Origin of the sequence: Rhodococcus sp. 06-1474-1B (assembly GCF_002258885.1) — a bacterium.
Lineage (GTDB): Bacteria > Actinomycetota > Actinomycetes > Mycobacteriales > Mycobacteriaceae > Rhodococcoides > Rhodococcoides fascians.
Genome location: NZ_NOYR01000019.1, coordinates 118,590 through 143,065, shown reverse-complemented (window position 1 = coordinate 143,065; position 24,476 = coordinate 118,590). Strand labels below are relative to the sequence as shown.

Sequence of the window (24,476 nt, the reverse complement as noted above, 5' to 3'; positions counted from 1 at the left end):
AAATCTATGCCCATAATGTGAGCAATGGTGCGACGCATCACACCGGCCCGCCACGCATGGCGGCGGTCACTCTCTGGTGGAAAGACCTACCGATGTCCGATTTGTGGATCGTGATCAACACCGTCGTCGCAGTACTGGCGGTGGTGGTCTTCATCGTTCGTTTCCATTTCAACCCGGTGATTTCGCTGGTGCTCGGGGCTGCGTACCTGGGCCTGGCGACCAAGCTGGGAGTGTCGACCACTGTCGACACGATCACCGGCGGATTCGGCGAGATCATGGCCGAGGTCGGATTGCTCATCGCGTTCGGCGTCCTGATGGGTTCGGTGCTGCAGGAGATGAGCGCCATCCAGCGTCTCGTCGGCACTTTGCTGAGAGCCTTCGGCCCCAAGCGGCTCCCGTACGCGCTGGCGCTGACCATCGCGACTCTGTTGCAGTCCATCTTCCTCGACGTGCTGTTGGTGATTTCCGCACCGCTCGCCCGCAACCTCGCCCCCAAGATCGGCAAGTACGGCACGGCGAGGATGGCGACGGCGCTGGCCATCGCCCTGGAGTGCGGCATCGTGTTCATGGTTCCCGGAGTCGCGACGCTCGCGTTGGCCGGACTGCTCGGCGTGCCGTTGGGCAAGATGATGATCTACGGACTGATCCTTATCGTTCCTGTCGTCGTGCTGTCGGTGGCCATCATGTCGTTCGTCTTCCGGCACGGTTGGTGGAACGAGGAGAAGGACGAGCAACAGATCACCGTAGTCACTGAGCCCGGGGGCCCGGAGCCTGTCGAAACCGACGACGAGCCACTCGACGCCGGCGGCGGCGTGGCCCAGAAAGTGCGCACCGAGAAACAGACCTCGCTGCTGGTGTTGCTCTCGCCGTTGCTGCTCGCGCTCGTCCTGATCGCGATCGGTGCCGTTCTCGAAGTCGCCGAGATCTCGGTTCCGGTGGTCGAATTCATCGCCAGCCCGGTCATCGCGTTGCTCCTCGGACTGGTCGGGACGTGCCTCATCGGCCGTTACCACGTCGGTCAGGAGCGGGTGGAGAAAGCTCTCGCTCGTGGTTTCGCCGAGAGCGGCCAGATCCTCATCCTCACCGGTGTCGGCGGATCGCTCGCAGCCGTCATCAACGAGGCGGGTCTCGGCGACATATTGGGCCAGTACTTCACGGCCAGTACCGCGGCTCCACTGTTGATGGTGTGGGTCATTGCGGCCGCGTTGCACATCGCCGTCGGATCGGTGACGATCTCCGCCATCACCTCGGCCGGCATCCTCGCGCCTGTCGCGCCGCTGATCGGTCTCGACCCGGTGTTCATCGCGCTCGCCGCCGGTGCCGGATCGCTGTTCGCCGTGCACGTCACCAGCAACACGTTCTGGCTGCTGCAGTCCTTGATGGGCCAGTCGACGAGGGGCACACTCAAGACGTGCTCGGTGGGTGTGTCGGTGGCATCGGTCATTGCCATTGCCTTGATCGTGCCGATGAGCTGGATCCTGTGACCTCTTCCGCGAATATCGAAAGGAACACAATGGCATTGCCGCTCAGTGGAGTTCGAGTTCTCGAACTCGGCAACTACATCGCCGCACCCACGGCGGCCAGGATGCTCGCCGATTTCGGTGCCGAGGTGATCAAGGTCGAAAGGCCGGGTACCGGCGACGAATTGCGCAATTGGCGGCTGTATTCCGGTACGACGTCGATGCTGTACCGCACGATCAACCGGAACAAGAAATCGATCGTGTTGGACCTGCGCACCGAGCAGGGCCGCAAAGATGTGGTCGACCTCGCCGCGCACTGCGACATCGTGCTGGAGAACTTTCGGCCCGGCACACTCGAGAAGTGGGGGATCTCGCCCGAGGTTCTCAGTGCCGCCAATCCGGAGCTGATCATCACGCGCATCTCGGCATTCGGGCAAACCGGTCCGATGTCGCAGCGACCCGGATTTGCCGCTGTGGCAGAGGCGTACGGCGGTTTCCGCAACCTCGTCGGTGATCCGGACAGGCCGCCCGTGCGGGTCGGTGTGTCGATCGGCGACTCGATCGCCGGTCTCTATGCGGCGTTCGGATGTGTCATGGCGTTGTTCCAGCGACAGACGCAGCGCGCAGCAGAGAAATCGGACCCGTTGTCGCTCGAACAGCGTTCCATCGACGTGGCCTTGAACGAATCCATCCTGTCGATGATGGAGTCGCTGATCCCGGATTATCTGGCCTACGGCGTCGAACGTGAACGGACGGGCGGCCGGATGGAGGGCATCGCGCCCTCGAATGCGTACCCGTGCAACGACGGTCACTCGATCATCATCGCCGGTAACGGCGACGCCATCTTCCAGCGTTACATGGAAACCATCGACCGTCCCGATCTGGGAGCCGATCCGGACCTGGCGACCAACGCCGGCCGGTGGCGTCGCCGGGACGAGCTGGACGCCGCGATCTCGGCTTGGACCGGATTGCGTTCGCGCGCCGAGGCATTGAAGATACTCGATGCCGCGGGGGTGCCGTCGGGTCCGATCTACACCGCTGCGGACATCGTCGCCGACGAACAGTACGCGGCCCGCAACATGATTCAGCACTTTCCGGTCGACACCGGCCAGGGAGAGCCCACCGACGTCGGGTTCGTCGGAGTTGTCCCGGTGATCGGTGATGCATCCCTGCCGATCCGTTCGGTCGGGCCGGATCTGGGCGAGCACACCAGAGAAGTACTGTCGACGCTGCTCGGCCGGACCGACGAAGAGATGGGCCTGTAGATGTACCGATTCACCCCCACCGCGGAGCTACGCGACGTCACGATGCGCGACGGACTACAGCTCACCGGCAAGATGCTCCCCACCGAACGCAAACTCGAGATCATCAGGGCCCTCATCGAACTCGGCGTGCCGGCACTCGAGGTCGGCTCGATGGCACGCGGCGACAAAGTGCCGCCCATGGCCAACACCCTCGAGGTCATCGGCGAGCTGACCGCCGAGGAACTCGAGCGATGCTGGGTGTGGGTCGCCACTCCACGCCACGTCGAGAAGGCCGCTGCTGCAGGGGCTCGCAACTTCCAGTACTGCTTCTCCGCGTCGGACTCACACAACCAGGCCAACATCGGGCGCACCACCGAGGTGTCGCTGGCCGCGATGCCCGATGCCGTCGACATCACCCGCTCGGTGGGCGGACAGATCGAGCTGTGTATCGCAACGTCGTTCACCTGTCCTTTCGAGGGACAGGTACCGCCGGATCGGGTCATCGAGATCGCCAACGACGAACGAGCTACGGGCGCAACGGATATTGTCATCTGCGACACCCTCGGACAGGCAGTACCGGTTCAGGTGTCGTCGCTGATCTCACGGGTGCGCGCGGAAACTCCGGACCGCCGGGTGGTGTTCCACGGTCACGACACCTGGGGTCTGGGCGTCGCGAACACTCTCGCCGCCATCTCGGCCGGAGCCGCGATGGTCGACGGTTCGCTCGGCGGACTGGGCGGCTGTCCCTTCGCCCCCGGTGCCAGTGGCAACACCTCGTCCGAGGACATTCTCTTCGCGACGAGGCCGGATTGGTTCGAGCCGAAGACGCTGGCACGCATGGTCTCTCTGTCGGAGGGCCTGCTGGCCGAACTGGAGGAGCCCATGCGATCGAAAACCGTGCAGGGTGCCAGGTCCGAGGCGCACGTGTTCGAGTGGGTCGTATGAGCCGCATTCTCGTCACGTCGGAAATCCCGGCTCCCGGCATGGACATTCTGCGGGCTGCCGGCGAGGTCGACCTCCGCGAGTTGGACCACGAGCAGCTTCTCGACGCCTGCGCATCGGGTACGTATTCCGTGGTCGTTTCGCAGTTGCGCGACCGGTTCGACGCGGAACTTCTCGCTACGGCGTCGATCACCGGCATCTCCAACTACGCCGTCGGATTCGACAACATCGACATCGCGGCCGCCACACGCCACGGAATCACCGCCGCGAACACTCCAGGTGTGCTGACGGATTCGACCGCAGACATCGCGATGCTCCTGATCCTGTCCACGGCCCGCCGTGCCGTCGAGGCCGATGCCTTCGTTCGGTCCGGATCCTTCACCGGGTGGGAGCCCGAACTGCTGCTGGGCAGCGATGTCTCGGGCCGCGTGCTCGGCCTTGCCGGTTTCGGTCGGATCGCTCGGGCCACCGCTCGACGGGCACTGGGTTTCGGCATGACGGTGAAGTTCTGCCCCCGGCCGCCCGGCGACCGCGAGGTCTCCGACGACGAACTCGGTGAGTTCGCCGGCCGCGTCGAACATGCGGCGTGGGACGACATAGTCGCAACGAGTGACTTTCTGTCGCTGCACGTCCCGTTGTCGGACTCCACCCGGCATCTGGTCGATGCTGCCGTGTTCGAGGCCATGAAGCCGTCGGCGATTCTGATCAATACCGCGCGAGGGCCAGTGGTCGACGAGGCAGCGCTGGTGATTGCTCTACGTGAGAAATCTATCGCTGCAGCAGGATTGGACGTCTACGAACGCGAACCTGCGCTCGAACCGGGCCTGGCCGAACTGTCCAATACCGTGCTCCTACCGCACGTGGGCAGCGCGACGGTCTCGGTGCGCTCGGAGATGGCGCGCCTGTGCGCCACCAATGCCGTGGCGATGCTGCGCGGTGAGCTCCCGCCGCACCCGGTCAATCCCGAGGCCTGGGGTCAGGCAGGGTAGCGGCCGCCGAGGGTCCGGGTGATCTGTTCGGCATGCGAGATCAGCAGGTCCACCCAGGCCTCGCACTGCGACTGCGGCATCCGTAATGTCGGGCCGCTGATGGTGACGGCACCGACGATGTCCGAGGCCGAATCGAACACCGGAGCGGACAGCCCCGATGCGCCGGTTTCGCGCTCACCGGTGGTGATCGCGTAGCCGTCGGACCTTGTCTGCGCCAACAGTTCCCGCATCGTCTCGGCCTCGGTCACCGTCTGCTCGGTCAACGATTCGAGTTCGCGGGACAGAACACGCTCGGCCAGTTCCGAGTCCCAGGCCAGTAGGACACGGCTGGCCGATCCTGCGCTGAGCGGAATGACCTTGCCGACGTACATGTCTCGTCGCAACGCATGCCGCGTCTCGGCAATGGCCACGCACACGCGGTAGTTCTGCTCGGGCCGAAAGAAGCACGCTGTCTCGGTCGTCAGATCGCGCATGTCCTTGAGGATCGGATTGACGACCGACAACACGTCGAGATCCTTGGTCGCCGTCGCGGCCCAGTACGCCATCCGCACGCCGATGCGGATGCGATCGCCGCCTCGATCCAGAAAGCCCTGTTGAACCAGGTTGGTGACCAGACGCTGCACCGTCGAGGTGGGCAGCCCGGTGCTCTGCTGAATCTCGCCCAGCGTCATGGCCGGGCGATCGAACGAGAACGCATCGAGAATCTCGGTGATCTTGCCCAGCACGAGAAGCGGCTGCTGCTTCGGCGAATTCTCGGTCACTCGACCAATCTACTCGGCAACGCGGGATGCGACCCGAGCGATCGCGTTCGGTGTCAGCATTGTGCTCCCAGTACGGGTAGCGTCCCAACGATGTCCGAGCGACGTACTCTGACCACCGGGCGAGTGGTATTTCTGGTGGTTGCTGCCGCAGCACCGATGGCGGCCATGATCGGTAACGTGCCACTGGCCTTGATTCGCGGAAACGGGGCTGGGTTGCCTGCCGCGTACGCGATCAGTTCAATTGTGCTGCTGTGCTTCTCGGTGGGGTTCGCGGCGATCGCGCAGCAGGTCTACAGTACCGGTGCGTTCTACACCTACATCGGTCTCGCGTTGGGTAAACCGCCCGGAATTGCTGCCGCATATGTCGCAGTTGTCGCGTATACGTCACTTGCGTGCGGGCTTTCGGGAGCATTCGGCTATTTCACCCATTTGGTCTTCGCCGATTCGGGCATCGATATTCCGTGGTACGTCTTCACCGGCGTTGCCGTGGTGGTCGTGGCAATTCTCGGGTTCCGAAATGCCGACCTCTCCGCCAAGGTCTTGGGGACACTGATGGTGCTGGAGTTCGCTTTTCTGGTGGTGTTCGACGGCTTGGTCGTCGGGCAGAAGGGTGCTGCCGCAGTGCCACTGGAGTCGTTCACACCCACTCAGGTGTTCTCCGGTTCGCTCGGTATCGCCATGATGTTCGCGTTCTCGAGCTTCATCGGGTTCGAATCCGCAGCGTTGTACGGGGAGGAGACCAAGGACCCGCGGCGGAGCATCCCGCGTGCGACGTTCATTGCGGTGTCGATCATCGCGGTCTTCTACGTCACGACGAGCTGGATCGTCGTTGGTGCGGCAGGCGGCGTCGACGCTCCGGCGCTGGCCCAGACCGAACTGGGCAACCTACTGTTCACGCTGGCGCGTGAGTACGGCGGAACAGTGCTGTACGACGGAACCGCAGTGCTGCTGTGCACCAGCGTGCTTGCGTCGTATCTGGCGGTACACAACGCCGCCAGTCGTTATCTGTTCGCGCTGGGGCGTGAGCGTGTACTTCCGGTGTGGCTCGGCCGAATTCACCCGCGGCACGCGAGCCCCCACGTCGGGAGCGTCACTGCATCGGTGGTGGCAGCGGTATCGCTGACGGGCTTCGCGGTGGCCGGTGCCGACCCCTACCTGAGCTATGCGGCCGGTGCCATCGGCCTCGGCACTCTGGGTGTCATCGCGCTGCAGGCCGCCGCGGCACTGTCGGTGGTCGTGTTCTTCATCGGCCATCCCGATCGATCCGTGTGGCGCACCGCGATTGCCCCGGGCATCGGATTTCTCGGGTTCACGACCGGATTGATCCTCGCCGGAACGCATTACAGCGTGCTCACCGGATCCGATTCTGCCGTCGTCAACGCGGTACCGGTGGTGCTCATCCTCGCAGCGATCCTCGGGGTCCTGGTGGCTCTACGCCTGAGGCGAACCGACCCGACAACCTACGCCGGCATAGCTGCGGCATATGCGCGGAGCTGAACCTGTCACCGGCGCGATTCGAGTAGCCGAAGCCAGATTTCGCTGACCGTCGGATACGACGGCACCGCATGCCACAGATCGTCGAGCGATACCTTCCCGACCACGGCAACGGTGGCCGCGTGCACCAATTCCGCCACCCCCGGCCCGACGAAGGTCGCCCCGACGAGAGTGTCGGTGGCCCTGTCGATCACCAACTGCGCACGACCCGAATAGTCGTCCTGCTGTAGGGAGGAACCCGCGACGGCGATGTCCTGGGCCGCGATCTCGACGTCGATACCGGCTTCGCGCGCCTTGGCCTCGGTGAGCCCGACCGAGGCGACCTCGAGGGGCGTGAACACGACCTGGGGAATCTGTCCGTGGTCGGCGGTGGCGCGAAACTTCTTGTGATCGAGCGGCTTTCCCTCGGCCCGGGCGGCGATGACGTCACCGGCCACCCGTCCCTGATACTTGCCCATGTGCGTCAACGGTGCCCGGCCGTTGAGATCGCCGACGGCATAGAGCCAGTCGTGGTCCCCCACAGTGAGGTGGTCGTCGACGTCGACGTATCTGCCGTCGGGAAGACCGACGGAGGTCAGTCCCAGATCCGAGCTCGCCGGGGAGCGGCCCGCCGCGACCAGCACCTCGTCCACGACGAGGTCCTCGCCGCCGACCGTGAGAGTGACCGGACCACCGTGGATTCGGCCGACGCCGGTGTCGGCGGGATCTTGTCGCGACACAGCCGTCAGGGACGCGTCGAGCATGATCGTTGCGCCGCGTTGTTTCAGTGCATCGGCGACGAGCTGCCCGGCGAACGGCTCGGAGCCGGCCAGCAGAGACGAGCCGCGCACGATCATCGTGACCTTCGCCCCCAGGGACAGCAGCCATGTCGCTGCCTCGCTCGCGACGACACCGCCGCCGATGATGGCCACGTGGCCGGGAGTCTCGTGAATGTTCGTGGCGTCACGAGAGATCCACGGTAGGGCGTTGCGAAGACCGGGCGTGTTCGGTACCGACGCGGTGGTGCCGGTAGCCAGCACCACTGCGTGCCGAGCTGTCAGCGTTCTGCCGTCGACCTCGACGGTCTTGACCCCGCTGAGCCGTCCGTGGCTACGGATCACCGAGATGCCCGCGGACTCGGCCCACGACACCTGCGACGAGTCGTCGAGGCCGTGCGTGAAGGATTCGCGTCGGGCCAATACGGCGTCGGCGTCAAGGGGCTGATCGCCGACCAGTTCTTTCACACCCGGCATGTTTCGGGCGGTATCGAGCACCTCGCTCGGCCGCAGGAGCGCCTTGCTGGGCATGCATGCCCAGTACGAGCATTCGCCGCCGACGAGTTCGTGTTCGACGATGGCGGCGGTGCGGCTGCTGCCTTGTATCGCGTACTGCGCGGCATTCTCACCGACGGGTCCTCCGCCGATGACGATCACATCGAATTCCGAGCTCTCTGGGGCCATTGCTCCACAGTGACATAGGCTCCCCGCTTATGGCGACCACTCGGAGCAAGATTCTGATCACCGGCGCGAGTTCAGGACTGGGCGAGGAGATGGCGCGCCGCTTCGCGGGCATGGGCCGGGATCTCGCACTCTGTGCGCGACGGGTCGAGCGGCTCGACGAGCTCCGCTCCGAACTGATGACGCAGCATCCCGGGATCACCGTGGCGGTGCGCGCCCTCGACGTCACCGATCACGATGCCGTGGTGACGGTGTTCGGCGAACTGCGCGACGAGTTGGGCGGCCTGGATCGAGTTGTCGTCAATGCCGGACTCGGCAAGGGTGCGAAAATCGGATCCGGTCGCGCCGACGCCAATCTGCAGACCGCGCGCACCAATTTCGTCGGTGCGCTGTCGCAGGCCGAGGCTGCGTTGGCGATATTCCGGGCCCAGAAGCACGGGCACCTGGTGTTCGTCTCGTCCATCAGCGCCGATCGGGGTCTGCCCGGTGCCAAGGCGACCTACTCGGCCAGCAAAGCGGCGGTGGCCTCTCTGGGAGAATCGTTGGCCACCGAGTTGGCCCGAACCGACATCGTCGTCACGACGCTTCTGCCGGGTTTCATCGCCACCGACATGTCGGCCGGCGCAGGCGACAGTGCTGCTCTCACAGCCACTCTGGACGAAGGCGTCACCGCGATGGTCCGGGCCATCGAAAGCGAAACGCGCCGCGCCGCGCTGCCCGGCCTGAAATGGCGAGGCATCGACGCGGCGCTGCGGTTCCTGCCGAACGTGCTGACGGATCGAATGGTCTGACTGCAGGAGTGGAGCCTGCGGAATGACCGGTTCGACGCAGGAGTGGAGCTTGCGTAATGACCCGGTTACTGCAGGAGTGGAGCCTGCGGAATGACCGGTTTCACTGCAGGTATCCCTCGACCTGGTTGACGCTGTTGGCCGTCGCGGAGTCGGGGTCCTTGCCTGCGTCGATGCGTGCGCGGCGCTGACGGAGCAGGTCCCAGCACTGATCGAGAGCGTGTTCGAGTGACGCGAGCTGCGCCTTCTCGGTGTCGGGGTCGATCTCCCCGGCCTGGGTGTCGGTGCGCAGCTTGTGCTCGGTGGCGATCAGCTGCTGAATCTTGGTGTGGATATCGTGCTCGTTCATGGCTGCAACGGTAGACCTACCAGGGTGCACCGGCCAGGTTTCGCCGCGCCAGAGCGCGGTGCACCGCTGCGGTGAGCTCTGCCGCCGATCCGACCAGCGCGTCGTCGGTGCACACCAGTGAGAGGGTGTAGCGCCCGTCCATCCGGGACAGGTAGGTCGACAGCCTGATCGTCGACAGCGGGATCGGTCCCGTCGGTGCGGGGTGGATCGCGCGGGTGGCCAGACCGCAGGATCGATGCGGTCCGAGGGTAGCCAGAGCCTGCGGAATGTCGCCGATGTTGGAGCACAACACTTCTCCGCGCCCCGGCGTCGAGGTCAACTTCGCCGCGAGGCGGTGGGGGAGCAGTTGGACAACCTCGGGCGGGTACCCCGCGGGCGCTCCGACGGGCGCGGCGAAGGCAGCTTTGCACGCCGCGCGCACTGCCGCCGGTGAGTCGTCTCCGCGAACGTCGACGGTGGCCATCCCGATCGAGTTCGCGTCTCCGGATCCGGTGCGGAAGGGGATGTCGACGGTCACCGTGGGTGAGCCGAGTTCTGCCATGGTCGCGGCGACGACGCACACGAACAACGAATTGGGTGAGCCACCACCGAGCTCGGCAGCCGAATCCCACTGCGCTGCATCGACGTCCACGACCACCGAGAAGGCCCGTCGAACACGGTGGGGGCGAGTGCGATTCGAGTCGGATGCCGTGAACGAACGCAGCTCGGCCCGAGCCTTCGCGCTCACCCACAGTCGAGCGGTCGCGACGATCGACCGCACGAGCACGGTGACGACCATGCGCAGAGCGTCCGCCGCGTCCGAACCGGGGGAGGCGATCGGTTCGGCTTCTACCGAGCCCGAAAACGACTGTGCGGCTGCGTCGATGAGCCCACGGGCATCGGCGAGCGCATGCGAGCACACCAGCGATACGACGGTACCGCCGCCGGTCAGCGGAGCTGCCGTCAACCGCCAGCCCGGTCCGTATTGCGGATCCAACTGCACATCGGCCTGGTGGTCGGCCCACTCGATGGCGTCGTCGACCGGCTCGGAGGCGACCGTCAGCGGCAGCGAGGTGGAACAGACGTCCCATCGGAGCCTGGCACCGGGGATGCGAGGCACGCCGACCTGCCGACCCAGCTGCCCACGTGCGAGCGCAGCGTGTACCCGATCGAGTTCGTCCTGGGTCACCGACTCGGCAGTACGCCAAATACCCTGCAGTGCAATCGGTGTGCCGTACCCGCGGTGTGTGCGGAGAAAGATCTCGTCGATCACCGACAGGCGGGTCGAGGTCACGGACTGGGGGTACCGTGTCGCCCCGCGCCAGAGGCGAACCGACTCGCTCCGGTGAGCGCGTCGGCGGTGATCGAGATGGCACCGTGCCGAAACTCGTTCTTCAGCGCGGCTTCCTCGTCGAGGCCGTCTTGCTCGAGGACGGACAGCCGATCCTCGCGCATACAGGTCTGGGGCAGCAATGCCAGTTCGGCGGCCAGCGCCTCGGCCTCGGATCGGGCACGGCCGACCGGAACCACTCGGGTGACCAGACCGATGTCCAACGCCTCCTGGGCGGCCACGGCGCGTCCGGTGAGAATCATGTCCATCGCTCGTCCGGTGCCGATGATGCGCGGCAATCGCACTGTGCCGCCGTCGATCAGAGGCACGCCCCAGCGCCGACAGAACACGCCGAACGTGGCGTCGTCCTCCGCGATGCGTAGGTCGCACCACAGGGCGAGTTCGAGCCCACCCGCGACGGCGTATCCCGACACCGCGGCGATGACCGGCTTGGACAACCGCATTCGCGTCGGGCCCATCGGACCGTCGCCGTGTTCGGTCGCGTGGTTCGACCTGGGTGTGCCGAGCGCCTTCAGATCGGCACCCGAGCAGAAGGTCCCGCCTTCGCCCCACAACACGGCGACCGACGCGGATTCGTCGGCATCGAATTCCTCGAAGGCCTGGGTGAGTTCCTGAGCAGTGGGCCCGTCGACGGCATTGCGTGCCTCCGGGCGTGAGAGGACCACGGTGGTGACGGGGCCTGATCGTTCGATCCGTACCGGCATGGTTACGAACCTACTCGAGTCCCCTTGCGTGAAGCACTGAATCAGTGCTTCAATCCTTCAATGCCTTACCGGCGAACACCCGCAGTGCAGGCCCGGCTCGATGCCGGCCGAACGAAACTGCTTGCTGCCGCCGTCGAGGTCCTGTCCACCAAGGGATACGCGGGCCTGTCGGTGGCCTCGGTCGCCGCGGCCGCGGGCGTGTCCGCGGGCAGCGTCTACACGCACTTCGACGGCAAATCCGACCTGGTCGTCGAGATCTTCCGGCAGGTCTGCACCCGAGAAGTGGCTGCGGTGGTCGCCGTCGCCGCACACGGCAGCACATCCGAGCGAGTCGCCGCGGTGGTGCAGACCTTCGCCGGGCGGGCCCTGAAGAACCGCACGATGGCCTACGCGCTGCTCGCCGAACCGGTCGATCCAGCAGTGGACGCCGAGCGGTTGGTGTTCCGGCGCAAATTCACCGCTGCGTTCGCCGACGCGATCGTGGCAGGTATCGCGGCCGGGGAAATTCCCGATCAGGACGCGGCGATCTCGGCCGCCGGCCTCGTGGGTGCCGTCGGCGAAGTGCTGGTCGGTCCGTTGTCCTCGCACGAGTCCGTGGACGTGGTCCCCGGTCTCGTCGCTTATTCGTTGCGTGCGTTAGGAGTTCGAGATGAACACACATGAGGTCTTCAATCAGGCGACCGACCTGACGCCCTACGACGTGTCCGACGACGCCTCGCTGCTGGACGGTCTCGACCGAGCCGGCGGCGGCTGGGCGCGCGACGAGGTGCGTCAATTGGGCGCTCTCGCAGGCGGAGTCGAGGCCCAGGAGTGGGGCAGGCTCGCGAACGAGAACCCACCGGTGCTCAGAACACACGATCGGTACGGCCATCGCGTCGACGAGGTCGAATTCCACCCGCACTGGCATGATCTGATGACCGTCGCGGTGCAGCACGGACTGCACGCCAGCCCGTGGACGGACGACCGAGTGGGTGCGCACGTGGCCCGCGCCGCGAAATTCTATGTATGGGGACAGGCCGAAGCAGGCCACATGTGCCCGATCTCGATGACCTACGCCGTCGTACCGGCGTTGCGGCACAACCCCTCTCTCGCCGCGCAGTTCGAGCCTCTGCTCGCGTCCCGGGAGTACGACTTCGGGCTGCGCGAACCGTCGAGCAAACGCGGACTGATCGCCGGTATGTCGATGACGGAGAAGCAAGGCGGATCGGACGTTCGCGCCAACACCACCACGGCCACCCCGTCGTCGGACGGCACCTATTCGATCGTCGGCCACAAATGGTTCACCTCGGCACCGATGTCTGACATGTTCCTGACGTTGGCTCAGGCACCCGGCGGGCTCTCGTGCTTCATGTTGCCGCGGGTGCTGCCCGACGGCACCCGTAACCGAATGATGCTGCAGCGCTTGAAGGACAAGCTCGGCAACAAATCCAACGCCTCGGGGGAACTGGAATACGACGGTGCGACCGGCTGGCTCGTCGGCGAGGAGGGCCGCGGGGTGCGCACCATCATCGAGATGGTGAACATGACCAGGTTGGACTGCGTCATCGGCTCTGCTGCCGGTATCCGCAATGCCACCGTCCGCGCGGTGCATCACGCACGTCACCGAGCTGCCTTCGGTGCGCAACTGATCGATCAGCCTCTGATGCGAAACGTATTGGCAGACCTGACCATCGAATCCGAAGCGGCGACCGCGGCCATGATCCGCCTGGCGCAGGCCACCGACGGTTCCGCTCGCGGCGACGAGCAGGAGAGCTCGCTGCGCCGAATTGCTCTGGCCATCACCAAGTACTGGGTGTGCAAACGAGCGCCGGCCCACGCCGCCGAAGCACTCGAATGCCTGGGCGGCAACGGCTACGTCGAAGAATCGGGCATGCCTCGGTTGTTCCGCGAATCGCCGCTGATGTCGATCTGGGAGGGCTCGGGCAACGTCGCCGCACTCGACTCGCTCCGCGCACTGGCCCGTCAACCCGACAGCGTCGAGGCGTTCTTCGGTGAGATCGGCAAGGCGTCGGGTGTGGACTCTCGCCTCGACGACGCCATCGCCCGCGTCGGGAAAGAACTCTCCGACACCTCCGACATGGAATACCGCGCCCGCCGCGTCGTCGAACTGATGGCACTGACCTTCCAAGGTGCGCAGCTGGTGATGAACGGAAACCCCGCAGTGGCCGACGCCTTCTGTGCGAGCCGACTCGACCGAGACTGGGGCATTGCCTTCGGCACCCTGCCCGTCGGAGTCGATACCTCAGCTGTGTTGGCGCGGGTGTGACGATTTGGCTCGTGTCCTGCGGATCAGCTCCCCACATTCGTAAATGTGACGCCGATCGGAGTCAGTTATCCGAAACTGGGGAGCTGATCCGCCGCCATCCTCTGGTCGCCGAACCATCCGCTGGGTGCCGGTAGCGCAGCTGCGCGGGCGAAGGCCTGCTCGAAGCGGCGAAGCAGTGCTCGGGGATCGTCGAGTTCTCGCCAGTTCCACCGCACGATGACCCAACCCAGTTCGCGAAGTCGGTCCTCGCGATACTTCTCATCCAGCAGAACGCGTTTCGAGTCGTACTTCGATTCACCGTCGAATTCGCCGATGACACCCAGCTCCCAGAACAGGAAGTCGACTCTTCCCACGAAGCGGCCGGCTCCGTCGTGCACCCATTGGTTGAGCAGAGGTGTGGGGAGCGGGAGGGTTTCGAACAGCACTCGGCTGCGCGATTCGCCGACGCTCTCACTGCGCCCGTTCATAAGAGACACCGCGCGTCGGGCGGCCGCGATGCCGGTTCGGAATCGGGCGGATTCGACCGCGTGGGCCAGCGTGTCCGAGTCCGTGTGGCCGGATCTCAGTGCACTGTCGCCGACGCATACCGATCGATCCACACTGCTGGTTCGAGCGATGTCCACGACCGTTCGAGCCGCGGTGGTGACCGGGTAGCCGTTGATGGTTGTGCGTTCGGCGGGGTTCAATGTAGTCCCGTGGAGAATTCGGAGCGGGCGACGCTTGCTCGCGTAATCGAGACCGTGTGTCATGTGCACCTTGTCGAGCGGCAGCTGCCAGACGTCGAAGCCCCAGGCGATGGCCGCCGAGACGTGGCTGAGCACTTCGTCCGCCGGTGCGGACATCAGATACGACCGCGCCAGCAGGAAATGACGTTCGGTCGGGCTGGCCTCGTCCATCAGCGTGGTAGGCACATAGAAGCCCGGTCGCAGCACCGACAATTCACCGGCGCGGCGCAGCCTTTTAAGGTCGTCGTCGGTCAACCCGAAGGTAAGTGCGTCAGCTCTGGTGAACAGGTCGGTGTGAGGTAGGTCCATGGATGCTTGGACGCGCCGACCGTCGATTCGGATCCGTATGCAGCGAAAAAGCTCCCCAGTTTCGGATATCCGACGCCGATCGGAGGCATAAATCCGAAACTGGGGAGCTGATCTGCGTCCCGGCCGGGCCCGACCGACCTACTTCGCGCGACCCCGCTGATCGCGGTACCAGCGCACCAGGGCGTCGGTGGATGAATCCGATTGCACGGCAGGGGCTTCGGCGTCGGTGAGTACCGGTGTCAGTTCGAGTGCCTGGGTCTTACCGAGTTCGACGCCCCACTGGTCGTAGGAGTCGACTCCCCAGATGACGCCTTCGACGAAGACCTGGTGTTCGTACAGGGCGATCAATTGTCCGACGACGGACGGGGTGAGTTTGGGGGCGAGGATCGAGGTGGACGGTCGGTTGCCCGGCATCACCTTGTGCGGCACCACATCTGCGGGTGTGTCCTCGGCGGCGATTTCCTCGGCGGTCTTGCCGAAGGCGAGCACCTTGGTCTGGGCGAAGAAGTTGCTCATCAGCAGATCATGCATCGAGCCGGTGCCGTCGCGGGTGGGCAGATCGTCGGTGGGCTCGGCGAATCCGATGAAGTCCGCAGGCACCAAACGTGTTCCCTGGTGCAGCAATTGGTAGAAGGCATGCTGGCCGTTGGTGCCCGGCTCGCCCCAGAAGATCTCGCCGGTCGGCGTGGTGACGGGAGAACCGTCGGCTTTGACGGACTTGCCGTTGGACTCCATGGTCAGCTGCTGCAGGTAAGCCGCGAAACGGGAGAGGTCATTCGAATACGGCAGCACCGCACGGGTTTCCGCACCGAAGAACGAGCTGTACCACAGGCCGATGAGGCCGAGCAGAACCGGTGCGTTCTCGGCGAGAGGCGTCGACCGGAAGTGCTCGTCGATCCGATGGAAACCGTCGAGGAATTCGGCGAATGCCTCTTTGCCGACAACGGCCATGACCGACAGTCCGATTGCCGAGTCCACGGAATAGCGTCCGCCCACCCAGTCCCAGAAGCCGAACATGTTGGCGGTGTCGATGCCGAAGTCCGCGACGCGTTCGGCGTTGGTGGACACGGCGACGAAGTGCTTGGCGACGGCGTCCTCACCGAGTGCGTCGACGAGCCAGCGGCGGGCCGCGGTGGCGTTGGTCAGCGTCTCGAGTGTGGAGAAGGTCTTGGAGGCGATGATGAACAGCGTCGACGCCGGGTCGAGTCCGTCGAGCGCGCCGACGAGATCGGCGGGGTCGACGTTCGAGACGAATTTCGCCGAGATCCCCGCGTCGGCGTAGTGACGGAGTGCGTCGTAGACCATGACCGGGCCCAGATCGGATCCACCGATGCCGATGTTGACGACGGTGGAGATCTTCTCGCCGGTGGCACCGACCCATTCGCCCGAACGCACGCGATCGGTGAATTCGCCCATGGCCGTGAGGACTTCGTGCACATCGGCGACGACGTCCTGGCCGTCGACGGTCAACGACGCATCGGCGGGAAGGCGCAGCGCGGTGTGCAGAACAGCGCGATCCTCGGAGGTGTTGATGTGCTCGCCTGCGAACATGGCGTCGCGCTTGCCTTCGACGTCTGCGGTGCGGGCCAGTTCGATCAGCAGGTCGAGAGTCTCGCTCGTGACCCGGTGCTTGCTGTAGTCGATGTGAAGATCCGCGGCGGCGAGGGTGAAGGTGCGCCCTCGGTCGGCGTCATCGGCGAACAGAGTTCGGAGATGAGTATCGGCAATCTCGGAGTGGTGATCGGTCAGTTTCTGCCAGGCATCCGTGCCGGTGATATCGACGCTCATACGAACCAACAGTAATCCGGTGCCGAGTCATGCGCGCGTCGTTTGTCGTTTGCATCGGGCGCTGCGGAGGCATCATGGACGGTATGGACCAACGTGCATTGATCGATTCGATTCCGGCAAAACTGTGGATCGGCGGCAAGGCCGTCGACGCCGAGGGCGGTAAGACGTTCGCGGTGAACGATCCGGCGACCGGCAAGCCCCTGACGGAGGTGGCGGACGCATCCCCGGCCGACGCGATGAAGGCCCTCGACGCGGCTGCTGCGGCGCAGAAGAGCTGGGCGGCAACACCTGCCCGCGAACGCAGTGAAATTCTTCGAGCGGCGTTCGAGAAGGTCACCGAACGTGCCGACGACATCGCGCTGCTGATGACCCTGGAGATGGGCAAGGCCCTCGCGGAGTCGAAGGCCGAGGTGAAATACGGTGCGGAGTTCTTCCGGTGGTTCGCCGAGGAAGCAGTGCGCATCGGCGGTCGATACACCCCGGCCCCGGCGGGCAACGGCCGCATTCTCGTGACCAAGGCTCCGGTCGGCCCGGTACTGGCGATCACCCCGTGGAATTTCCCGTTGGCGATGGGTACCAGGAAGATCGGCCCTGCCCTGGCCGCCGGTTGCACCATCGTGGTCAAGCCGGCCCGGGAGACCCCGCTGACGATGCTGCTGCTCGCGCAGATCTTCGACGAGGTCGGTCTACCGGAGGGCGTGCTCTCAGTGCTGACGACGTCGAAGTCCGGTGACGTCACCGGGCCGCTGCTCGAAGACCCGAGGCTCCGCAAACTCACCTTCACCGGATCCACCGGCGTCGGCAAATCGCTCGTCGAGAAGTCCGCGACGAGATTGCTGCGGACATCGATGGAACTCGGTGGCAATGCCCCGTTCGTCGTGTTCGACGACGCGAACATCGACGACGCGGTGGACGGCGCGATGCTGGCGAAGATGCGCAACGGCGGCGAGGCCTGCACGGCGGCGAACCGGCTGCACGTGCACAACAGCGTGCGTGAGGAATTCACCACCAAGTTGGTGGCGAAGATGTCCGAGATGAAACTCGGACCCGGCGTCGACCCCGACACCAAGCTCGGCCCGCTGATCAACGCAGACCAGCTCGAGACCGTGCAGGAGCTCGTCGACGATGCAGTGAAGAAGGGCGCGACGGTAGCGCTCGGCGGTAGCGCACCGGGTGGCGACGGCTACTTCTACCCGGCGACCGTGCTCACCGACATGCCGACGTCGGCCCGCATTCTGAAGGAAGAAGTGTTCGGCCCGGTGGCCCCGATCGTCGGATTCGACACCGAACAGGAAGGAATCGACGCAGCCAACGCCACCGAGTACGGCCTGGCGTCGTACATCTACACCGAGAGCCTGGATCGCGCGCTACGAGTGGCCGACGCGATCGACAGCGGCATGGTGGGTGTCAACCGCGGAGTGATCTCGGACGCGGCAGCACCGTTCGGTGGAGTCAAAGAATCCGGATTCGGCCGTGAGGGCGGATCCGAGGGAATTGAGGAATACCTCGAGACCAAGTACATCGCACTGAAGTAGAGCATCGGTTGGGCGTGCATCCTGCGCGCCCAACCGGGGTTCGGTCAGTGGCCGAGGCGACCGCGGCCGAGGCGGAGCAGGAGCATGGCCAGAGTGTGACCTTCCTGACCGAGGCTGCTGAAACGCTCGAGAACTTTCATCTCACGGCTGTGCACGAGGCGCGGGCCGCCGGACGCCATGCGGGTGCGTCCGATGATCTGCGAGACCTCGGAGCGACGCCGCACTGCCGCGAGGATCTCGGCGTCGAGACGGTCGATCTCCTGACGCAGGTCGTTGATCTCGGCTTCGCTGGAAGGCAATGCAGTCTCTGAATCGATCTTCGTCGTCATAGCCATCGTCTCTCCTCGGGTCACATCTTGGATCGTTGCGTCGTCCGGCACCGTTACGCCTTTCGTATTCGGAACTGCAGCGGCTGTCGGCTGGGTTTCGTCTCGAAGGACCGAGATCGACGAGATTCCCGCCGGGAAAGCTGGGGCGTTACGACTGTCGACAGGCTCCCGCTCGTCCGGCTGCGCAGTGGCCGATCCGACGCAAGCGATGACGCACGACTTTTTCGATCACCGATCCAGTGTGCCACGGGGTAACCGTCCTGAAAAGTCGGAGATGACGCCGACGACCACGGGATGTGGGTTTGTCGGTACGCGCCGGTAGCCTGGCCAGACGATGAACACATTCCTCCAGGGCCTCGAGTCCCGTAAGAACTCCTCGTCCGACGCGCTGCTGGAGGGGCTCAATCCTCAGCAGCGCGAGGCCGTCGTACATACGGGATCGCCGCTGCTCATCGTGGCCGGTGCAGGCTCGGGCAAGACAGCGGTGCTGACGCGTCGCATCGCATATCTGCTCGCGGAGCGGGGGGTGTCGCCGGGGCAGGTCCTGGCGATCACGTTCACCAACAAGGCCGCCGCCGAGATGCGCGAGCGAGTGGCAGGTCTGGTGGGGCCGCGGGCGAACGCCATGTGGGTGTCGACGTTCCACTCCAGCTGTGTGCGCATCCTGCGCGCCCAGGCGGCATTGTTGCCGGGATTGAACTCCAACTTCTCGATCTACGACGCGGACGACTCACGCCGGCTGCTGACGATGATCTCCAAAGACCTGCAGATCGACACCAAGAAGTTCTCGGCTCGTCTGCTCTCGACGTCGATCTCCAACCTCAAGAACGAGCTGATCGGCCCGGACAAGGCCGCCGAGGACGCCGACGGCGACCCTGCCGAGCTGCCCCGACTCGTCGCGAAGGTCTATCGCATCTATCAGCAGCGTCTGCGCGCGGCCAACGCCATGGACTTCGACGACCTCATCGGCGAAACGGTGGGAATTCTGCAGGCCTTCCCGCAGGTCGCGCAGTACTACCGACGCCGGTTCCGGCACGTACTGGTCGACGAGTACCAGGACACCAACCACGCCCAGTACATGCTGGTTCGCGAACTCGTCGGCACGCCCGATGCAGACGGCGCGCTCGAGGGCACCGTCGCGCCGGGTGAACTCTGCGTGGTGGGTGACGCCGATCAATCGATCTACGCATTCCGCGGCGCGACCATTCGCAACATCGAGGAGTTCGAGCGCGACTACCCCGACGCTCGCACCATTCTGCTCGAGCAGAACTACCGATCGACGCAGAACATTCTGTCGGCGGCCAATGCCGTCATCTCGCGCAACATCGGACGACGCGAGAAGAAGTTGTGGACCGACACCGGTGAAGGCGAACTGATCGTCGGGTACGTCGCCGACAACGAGCACGACGAGGCGTCGTTCGTCGCGTCGGAAATCGATCGTCTCGTCGACAGCAGGGATGTGCGTTTCGACGAGGTGGCAGTGTTCTACCGGACCAACAACTCCTCGCGCGCGCTCGAAGAGATCTTCATTCGTCTGGGTCTGCCGTACAAAGTCGTCGGCGGCGTCCGGTTCTACGAGCGCAAGGAGGTCCGTGACCTCGTTGCGTACCTGCGCGTGCTGTCCAACGAAGACGACACCGTCAGCATGCGGCGTATCCTCAATACCCCCCGACGCGGCATCGGAGACCGCGCCGAGGCGTGTGTGGCCGTACACGCCGAGCAACGCGACATCAGCTTCTCGCGAGCGCTGCACGACGCGGCCGCGGGCAAGGTGGCGTTGCTCAACTCGCGGCAGCAGAAGTTGATCGCTCAGTTCATGGAATTGCTCGACGAGTTGCGTGCCGTACTGACGGCCACCGATGGAGACGGCAACGACATCGCCGATATCGGCGACGTGGTCGAAGCAGTTCTGGACCGCACCGGCTATCGCGCCGAGCTCGAGGCCAGCAGCGACCCGCAGGACGGTGCTCGTCTGGACAACCTCAACGAATTGGTCAGCGTCGCACGAGAGTTCACCTCCGAGGCGCGTAACCAGGCCGCAGTGGCCGAAGAGGCGCTCGAAACAGGTGACGACCGAAACGACGACGCCGGCGGGGTCGACGGTCTGGCCGAGCCCGGTTCGTTGGCCGCTTTCCTCGAACGAGTTTCTCTGGTTGCCGATACCGATCAGATCCCCGACTCGGGCACCGGCGTCGTGACGTTGATGACGCTGCACACCGCCAAGGGGCTGGAATTCCCGGTCGTCTTCGTCACCGGGTGGGAGGACGGCCAGTTCCCGCACATGCGTGCGCTCGGTGATCCGAACGAGCTGTCCGAGGAACGACGGCTGGCGTACGTGGGCATCACTCGCGCGCGGCAACGGCTCTATCTCACGCGCGCGATCATGAGGTCGGCGTGGGGTCAGCCCATCGCCAACCCGGAATCACGCTTCCTGCAAGAGGTTCCGCAACATCTGATCGACTGGCGTCGCGAAGACCCGGGCACCGGCGGCGGCCGCGCAATCGGCGGCGGTAGATCCGGCAGCTACGGATCGAACAGTTACGGCTCGGGCGGCGGTTACGGCTCGGGCAACTACGGCTCCGGTAGCTACGGCGGGTCGTCGAGTCGTGGCCAGAGTTCGTCTCCGAGCTTCGGTGCCGCGAAGGGCCGAAACTCCAATCTGGTTCTGGCTGTAGGTGATCGAGTCAGCCACGACAAGTATGGACTGGGTACGGTGCTCGAATCCACGGGTGCCGGAGTCAAGGCGATGGTGCTGATCGATTTCGGCTCGGCAGGTCGCGTCAAGATGATGCTCATCGGCGGCGTTCCGATGACCAAGCTGTAGTAGTCCCGACAACGCGAAAGCCGGGCCCTGCGAAAGCGGGGTCCGGCTTTGTTGTGAAGCGGTGAAGAAGGACTCAGTCCATTTCGGGTCCGAGGGAGATTCCTCGGGACGCGAGCCAGGGGAGGGGATCGATCTTGACCTCACCCGGGAGATGAACCTCGAAGTGCAGGTGCGGGCCGGTGGAGAAGCCACGGTTGCCCATGGTTGCGATCTGGTCGCCGGCCATGACGTCCTGGCCCACGGTGACTGTCGAGGTGTCGATGTGGCCGTAGACCGTGATCGTGCCGTCGGCGTGCTGCAGGCGAACCCACATTCCGAAGCCCGACGCGGGACCGGAATCGATCACCTTGCCGTCGGCGACGGCGTAGATGGGGGTTCCGATGGCATTGGCGACGTCGACGCCGGCATGCAGGACGCCCCATCGAGTGCCGAAGTTGGAGGTGTACGTGCCCTGAGCCGGGAGGGAGAACAGCGGGCGACGGGCTGCGGCCTCGCGGGCGGCACGCTCTTCGCTGAAACGCTGGCCCTTGGCGAGCAGGTCGTTGAACTGGCTGAGGTCGACCGGTGCGGCGACGCTGAGGATCTGCGGTGCTTGCGAGGGAGTTGCGCTCGAAGCGTCGGCTACCGGCTCGTCGGCCTGCGGTGCGGTGGTGGCTGCGAGTGCTGCGGCGGCCGGTGCTTCACCCGCGGCGAGTGCGTACTCGGAGGTGGCGACTGCGGTGGGCGCATCGTCGTTGACGACGGCTTGCCCTGCGGCAACAACGGCACCGGCGGCCACGGCCAAGACGGCGGCGCGACCCTTCAGTGCAGTCGGAGGAACGGGGATGCGGTGCGCTCCGCCGCGACGAGCCACGGGTGCGGCGTCTGCGGTGGTTGCGTAGGTCGTGACGACGGTCGGTGTCTCGTCGGCTGCTACTGCACCGGCGAAATCGGCTTCGACGTACTCGTACGTGGGGTAGGAATAAGCCTCGTATGCACTCGGCTCGGTGGTGGGCTCGTAGCTGTACACCGTGGTCGCGTCGTCCGCCGTCGGGCGAGAGAATCGGCTGGAAGTAAAGGACGCGCGGTGCTGCTGCAAGACCTACAACCTCCGATATCTGTGACCTGGCCGTTACTGAAAGACTCGGCAGACGGTAACGAAATGGTTGCGGCGCGCGCAAGTTAACAGCCGAAACCAGGGCAATATGTGAGATGGCTCACAGGATGACCAGGGTTTATGTGGTGACACGCCACATCCGTAATCGGACACGAATGCGGCACGCACCGTGACCGACGGCTCGGGGCGCGACCGAGCCGATACCGTCCTACGGGTGCCGACCCCCACCTTCGACGACTCGTCCGCCCACGGCTCCGACCGAGCCGAACCGCAACGTATCGCGCCGCAGGACGCCCGCGGCGGCGTGGAGGATCATTCGCCCACGTCGCGCATCGTCGTCGCCGTCGTGCTCGCTGTCGTCGCCGCACTGTGTGCCGCTGCAGCTCCGTTGATCGGCGTCGTCCAGGCCGTCGACGGTTCGCCGGTGGGCGACGGGGTCTCGTCGGCCGCTGTGCTGGCCGTTGCGCTCCCGGTCGTGGTGGCGGTTGCCGCCGCCGTCGGTGCTGCGATGCGACGCGTCGAATTCGGTGCCGCTCTGCTCTCAGGCTTCGGCGCGGTGACGCTCGGAATCGCGATCCTCGATCTCGCTGTGCTGTCCGATCCGATCGATGCGAACCGGCTCGAGCTGTTCCGTCCCCTGAGCGCCGCGATGCTCGACGCCACCCTTGGCTCTCATGTTCTGCTCGCCGGTCACGCTGCGTCGGTTCTGGCGGGTGCGGCGGGGTGGTCCGCAGTGCATCGCGCAGCGCTCGGTGACGGGTACGGACATTCGGTCTACTCGGAGCACGTGGGACGAGCGACCGCGGGCCGGGTGGGTCCGCTGTTGTCGATCCTGCTCGGAGCGTTCGGTGTCGTGGCCGCCGCAGCGGCATTCGCCTCGCTGTACCGATCGGCTGATCCGGTGGTGATCGTCTCGGCGGTGGTGGAGTCGCCGGTGTTCGTGGCGGTGGGGTCCGCGCTGGTCGGAATCGGCGCACTCGTGGTCACGGCCTCGGCGTTGGCGTCGCTCTCGCCGGTGGTCGCGTCCGGTGCCGCCGTCGGCGCGGGTCTCGGGGTCCTCTCGTTCGCGGGTGTCGGTCTGCTCGCTGGAGTGGCTACCGGTGCTCGGATCGAGGCCGGCCTCGGGGCATACCTCGGCACCGTTGCCGGGCTCGGATTGACCGTCGGAGGCGCTGTACTCGCACCTGTTGCCTCCGGCCGTGATCGCCGCGCTCTGGCGGCGGCGCGATCCGTCGCCGAGGGTGGTCGGGGTCCGCGCGGGGTCTCGGGGCCCGGCACCACGAGGTGGCATGCGGCAGCAGGCAGTGCGGGCGTAGTTGCCGGCGTACTGCTGGTGGTGGGGTCGCTGTTGCCGATTCTCGAAACCGACGCCGCAGGAACTGCGCCCACGATCCTGGCGACCCGCGTGGTGCTCATAGCGGGCTTCGTCTCGATTCTGGCCTCGGTGCCGCTGCTGTTCTCCGAGTTCGCTGCGGCGGCTCGTCCGTTCTTGTCCGTCTTCTGGCTCGCCGCGGTGTCGGCCGCGGCGGCCGTGTTGCAGTCGGTGGTGCTGGCCGAGGATCTCGCGGGCGTCGATACCGGGACGGGTGCTCTGCTGATCATCGCGGGCGTCGTGTTCGCGGCCGTCGCCGGACTGCTGGCCCTGTTCGCCGGATCGGCCGAGCGTGACGACGTCGACACGTCCGAGGATGCGGCCACTTACTTCCCGGTGCTGGGAACTGCGCTCGTCGGGGCCCTTCTACTGGCAGTCGGATTGGCCCTGCCCCTGTATCGAGGCAGCGATCTGACCGCGGCGACCATCACCGAGTTCCCGTGGGGTTGGGACACCTGGGGGCAGCTGCTGCTCGCTGTCGGCGTCGTCGTCGCCGCCCTCGTTGCCGCCCGGGCCCGCCCCGCGCGTGGCAGCGTTCTGCTCGCCGGTGCGGCCGTCGCGGGTGTCGTTCATCTCGCGTCGTGGCCACTGACGTCCGCTCGCGCAGCCGACCCGGAGATGGGGCCCGGTGTGGTGCCATCGGTCGCCGGAATCGTCGTTCTCGGTGTCGCGGCGGCACTTTCGGCTCGTCGCACCGATCGGTGACGCCGGTTTCACTGCGGCCGCAGCGGTGAG

20 protein-coding genes are annotated in these 24,476 nt (G+C 65.4%); 11 read left to right on the top strand and 9 right to left on the bottom strand.

From position 1 onward, the window contains the following. Positions 1–92 precede the first annotated feature (92 nt). The 4 genes from CH266_RS06035 to CH266_RS06020 are packed head-to-tail and all read left to right on the top strand — an operon-like array spanning position 93 to position 4,635. Positions 93–1,484, top strand: coding sequence for a GntP family permease (locus tag CH266_RS06035; protein WP_094714990.1), 1,392 nt, complete (start codon positions 93–95; stop codon positions 1,482–1,484). A gap of 29 nt (positions 1,485–1,513) precedes the next feature. Beyond that, positions 1,514–2,725 carry a CaiB/BaiF CoA transferase family protein gene (locus CH266_RS06030; protein WP_032365946.1) on the top strand — a complete coding sequence of 404 codons (1,212 nt, stop codon included), beginning with the start codon at positions 1,514–1,516 and terminating at the stop codon, positions 2,723–2,725. After that, positions 2,726–3,649 (top strand): hydroxymethylglutaryl-CoA lyase, encoded by a 924-nt coding sequence (locus CH266_RS06025; RefSeq protein ID WP_057473723.1) that lies wholly within the window; start codon positions 2,726–2,728, stop codon positions 3,647–3,649. Further along, positions 3,646–4,635: a 2-hydroxyacid dehydrogenase gene (locus tag CH266_RS06020; protein WP_094714940.1), complete on the top strand. Its 990-nt coding sequence runs from the start codon at positions 3,646–3,648 to the stop codon at positions 4,633–4,635. Before CH266_RS06025 ends, CH266_RS06020 begins: the two co-directional genes overlap by 4 nt. Here the strand turns inward: CH266_RS06020 and CH266_RS06015 are convergent. Further along, complete coding sequence (locus CH266_RS06015; protein ID WP_228139160.1) at positions 4,623–5,396, bottom strand: IclR family transcriptional regulator; 774 nt, start codon at positions 5,394–5,396, stop codon at positions 4,623–4,625. The genes CH266_RS06020 and CH266_RS06015 overlap by 13 nt on opposite strands. A 90-nt stretch (positions 5,397–5,486) precedes the next feature. Between CH266_RS06015 and CH266_RS06010 the strand changes: the two genes are divergently transcribed. Continuing rightward, positions 5,487–6,893: an APC family permease gene (locus CH266_RS06010; protein ID WP_032371259.1), complete on the top strand. Its 1,407-nt coding sequence runs from the start codon at positions 5,487–5,489 to the stop codon at positions 6,891–6,893. 5 nt (positions 6,894–6,898) lie between these two features. Here CH266_RS06010 and CH266_RS06005 read toward each other — a convergent pair whose 3' ends face one another. Next, positions 6,899–8,329, bottom strand: coding sequence for a dihydrolipoyl dehydrogenase family protein (locus CH266_RS06005; RefSeq protein ID WP_094714939.1), 1,431 nt, complete (start codon positions 8,327–8,329; stop codon positions 6,899–6,901). A gap of 29 nt (positions 8,330–8,358) precedes the next feature. On the opposite strand from CH266_RS06005, the gene CH266_RS06000 reads away from it, so the two are divergent. Continuing rightward, entirely contained in the window at positions 8,359–9,117 is a 759-nt protein-coding gene (locus tag CH266_RS06000; protein ID WP_032381715.1) for an SDR family oxidoreductase, read from the top strand. 100 nt (positions 9,118–9,217) lie between these two features. On the opposite strand, the gene CH266_RS05995 is transcribed toward CH266_RS06000, so the two are convergent. From CH266_RS05995 to CH266_RS05985, 3 genes are read right to left on the bottom strand one after another with little or no spacing between them, the layout of a single operon-like run. Then, the gene (locus tag CH266_RS05995; protein WP_027496002.1) at positions 9,218–9,463 is read right to left on the bottom strand and encodes a DUF2630 family protein; all 246 of its coding nucleotides are present in this window, start codon (positions 9,461–9,463) and stop codon (positions 9,218–9,220) included. Positions 9,464–9,479: 16 nt separating this feature from the next. Continuing rightward, a complete protein-coding gene (locus CH266_RS05990) occupies positions 9,480–10,736 on the bottom strand; it encodes a hypothetical protein (RefSeq protein ID WP_094714938.1) in 1,257 nt (418 codons plus the stop codon). Continuing rightward, positions 10,733–11,497: a crotonase/enoyl-CoA hydratase family protein gene (locus CH266_RS05985; RefSeq protein ID WP_094714937.1), complete on the bottom strand. Its 765-nt coding sequence runs from the start codon at positions 11,495–11,497 to the stop codon at positions 10,733–10,735. Before CH266_RS05985 ends, CH266_RS05990 begins: the two co-directional genes overlap by 4 nt. 60 nt (positions 11,498–11,557) lie before the next feature. Here CH266_RS05985 and CH266_RS05980 point away from each other — a divergent pair, with 60 nt between their 5' ends. Further along, positions 11,558–12,160: a TetR/AcrR family transcriptional regulator gene (locus tag CH266_RS05980; protein WP_027496005.1), complete on the top strand. Its 603-nt coding sequence runs from the start codon at positions 11,558–11,560 to the stop codon at positions 12,158–12,160. Continuing rightward, positions 12,147–13,763, top strand: coding sequence for an acyl-CoA dehydrogenase family protein (locus tag CH266_RS05975; protein WP_094714936.1), 1,617 nt, complete (start codon positions 12,147–12,149; stop codon positions 13,761–13,763). Before CH266_RS05980 ends, CH266_RS05975 begins: the two co-directional genes overlap by 14 nt. 65 nt (positions 13,764–13,828) lie before the next feature. Here the strand turns inward: CH266_RS05975 and CH266_RS05970 are convergent, their stop codons facing one another. Beyond that, positions 13,829–14,797, bottom strand: coding sequence for a type IV toxin-antitoxin system AbiEi family antitoxin domain-containing protein (locus tag CH266_RS05970; protein WP_094714935.1), 969 nt, complete (start codon positions 14,795–14,797; stop codon positions 13,829–13,831). A 138-nt stretch (positions 14,798–14,935) separates the two neighbouring features. Continuing rightward, entirely contained in the window at positions 14,936–16,585 is a 1,650-nt protein-coding gene (pgi, locus tag CH266_RS05965) for a glucose-6-phosphate isomerase (RefSeq protein WP_094714934.1), read from the bottom strand. An 83-nt stretch (positions 16,586–16,668) separates the two neighbouring features. Between pgi and CH266_RS05960 the strand changes: the two genes are divergently transcribed. Next, on the top strand, positions 16,669–18,120 hold the full coding sequence (locus tag CH266_RS05960) for an NAD-dependent succinate-semialdehyde dehydrogenase (RefSeq protein WP_094714989.1): 1,452 nt from the start codon (positions 16,669–16,671) through the stop codon (positions 18,118–18,120). Positions 18,121–18,164: 44 nt separating this feature from the next. On the opposite strand, the gene CH266_RS05955 is transcribed toward CH266_RS05960, so the two are convergent. Next, the gene (locus CH266_RS05955; protein WP_027496010.1) at positions 18,165–18,455 is read right to left on the bottom strand and encodes a chorismate mutase; all 291 of its coding nucleotides are present in this window, start codon (positions 18,453–18,455) and stop codon (positions 18,165–18,167) included. 328 nt (positions 18,456–18,783) lie between these two features. Here CH266_RS05955 and CH266_RS05950 point away from each other — a divergent pair, with 328 nt between their 5' ends. Beyond that, on the top strand, positions 18,784–21,273 hold the full coding sequence (locus CH266_RS05950; protein ID WP_094714933.1) for a UvrD-helicase domain-containing protein: 2,490 nt from the start codon (positions 18,784–18,786) through the stop codon (positions 21,271–21,273). 73 nt (positions 21,274–21,346) lie between these two features. On the opposite strand, the gene CH266_RS05945 is transcribed toward CH266_RS05950, so the two are convergent. After that, on the bottom strand, positions 21,347–22,351 hold the full coding sequence (locus CH266_RS05945; protein ID WP_094714932.1) for a M23 family metallopeptidase: 1,005 nt from the start codon (positions 22,349–22,351) through the stop codon (positions 21,347–21,349). Between the two features lie 232 nt (positions 22,352–22,583). Between CH266_RS05945 and CH266_RS05940 the strand changes: the two genes are divergently transcribed. Then, the gene (locus CH266_RS05940) at positions 22,584–24,446 is read left to right on the top strand and encodes a hypothetical protein (protein ID WP_141214501.1); all 1,863 of its coding nucleotides are present in this window, start codon (positions 22,584–22,586) and stop codon (positions 24,444–24,446) included. Positions 24,447–24,476 lie beyond the last annotated feature (30 nt).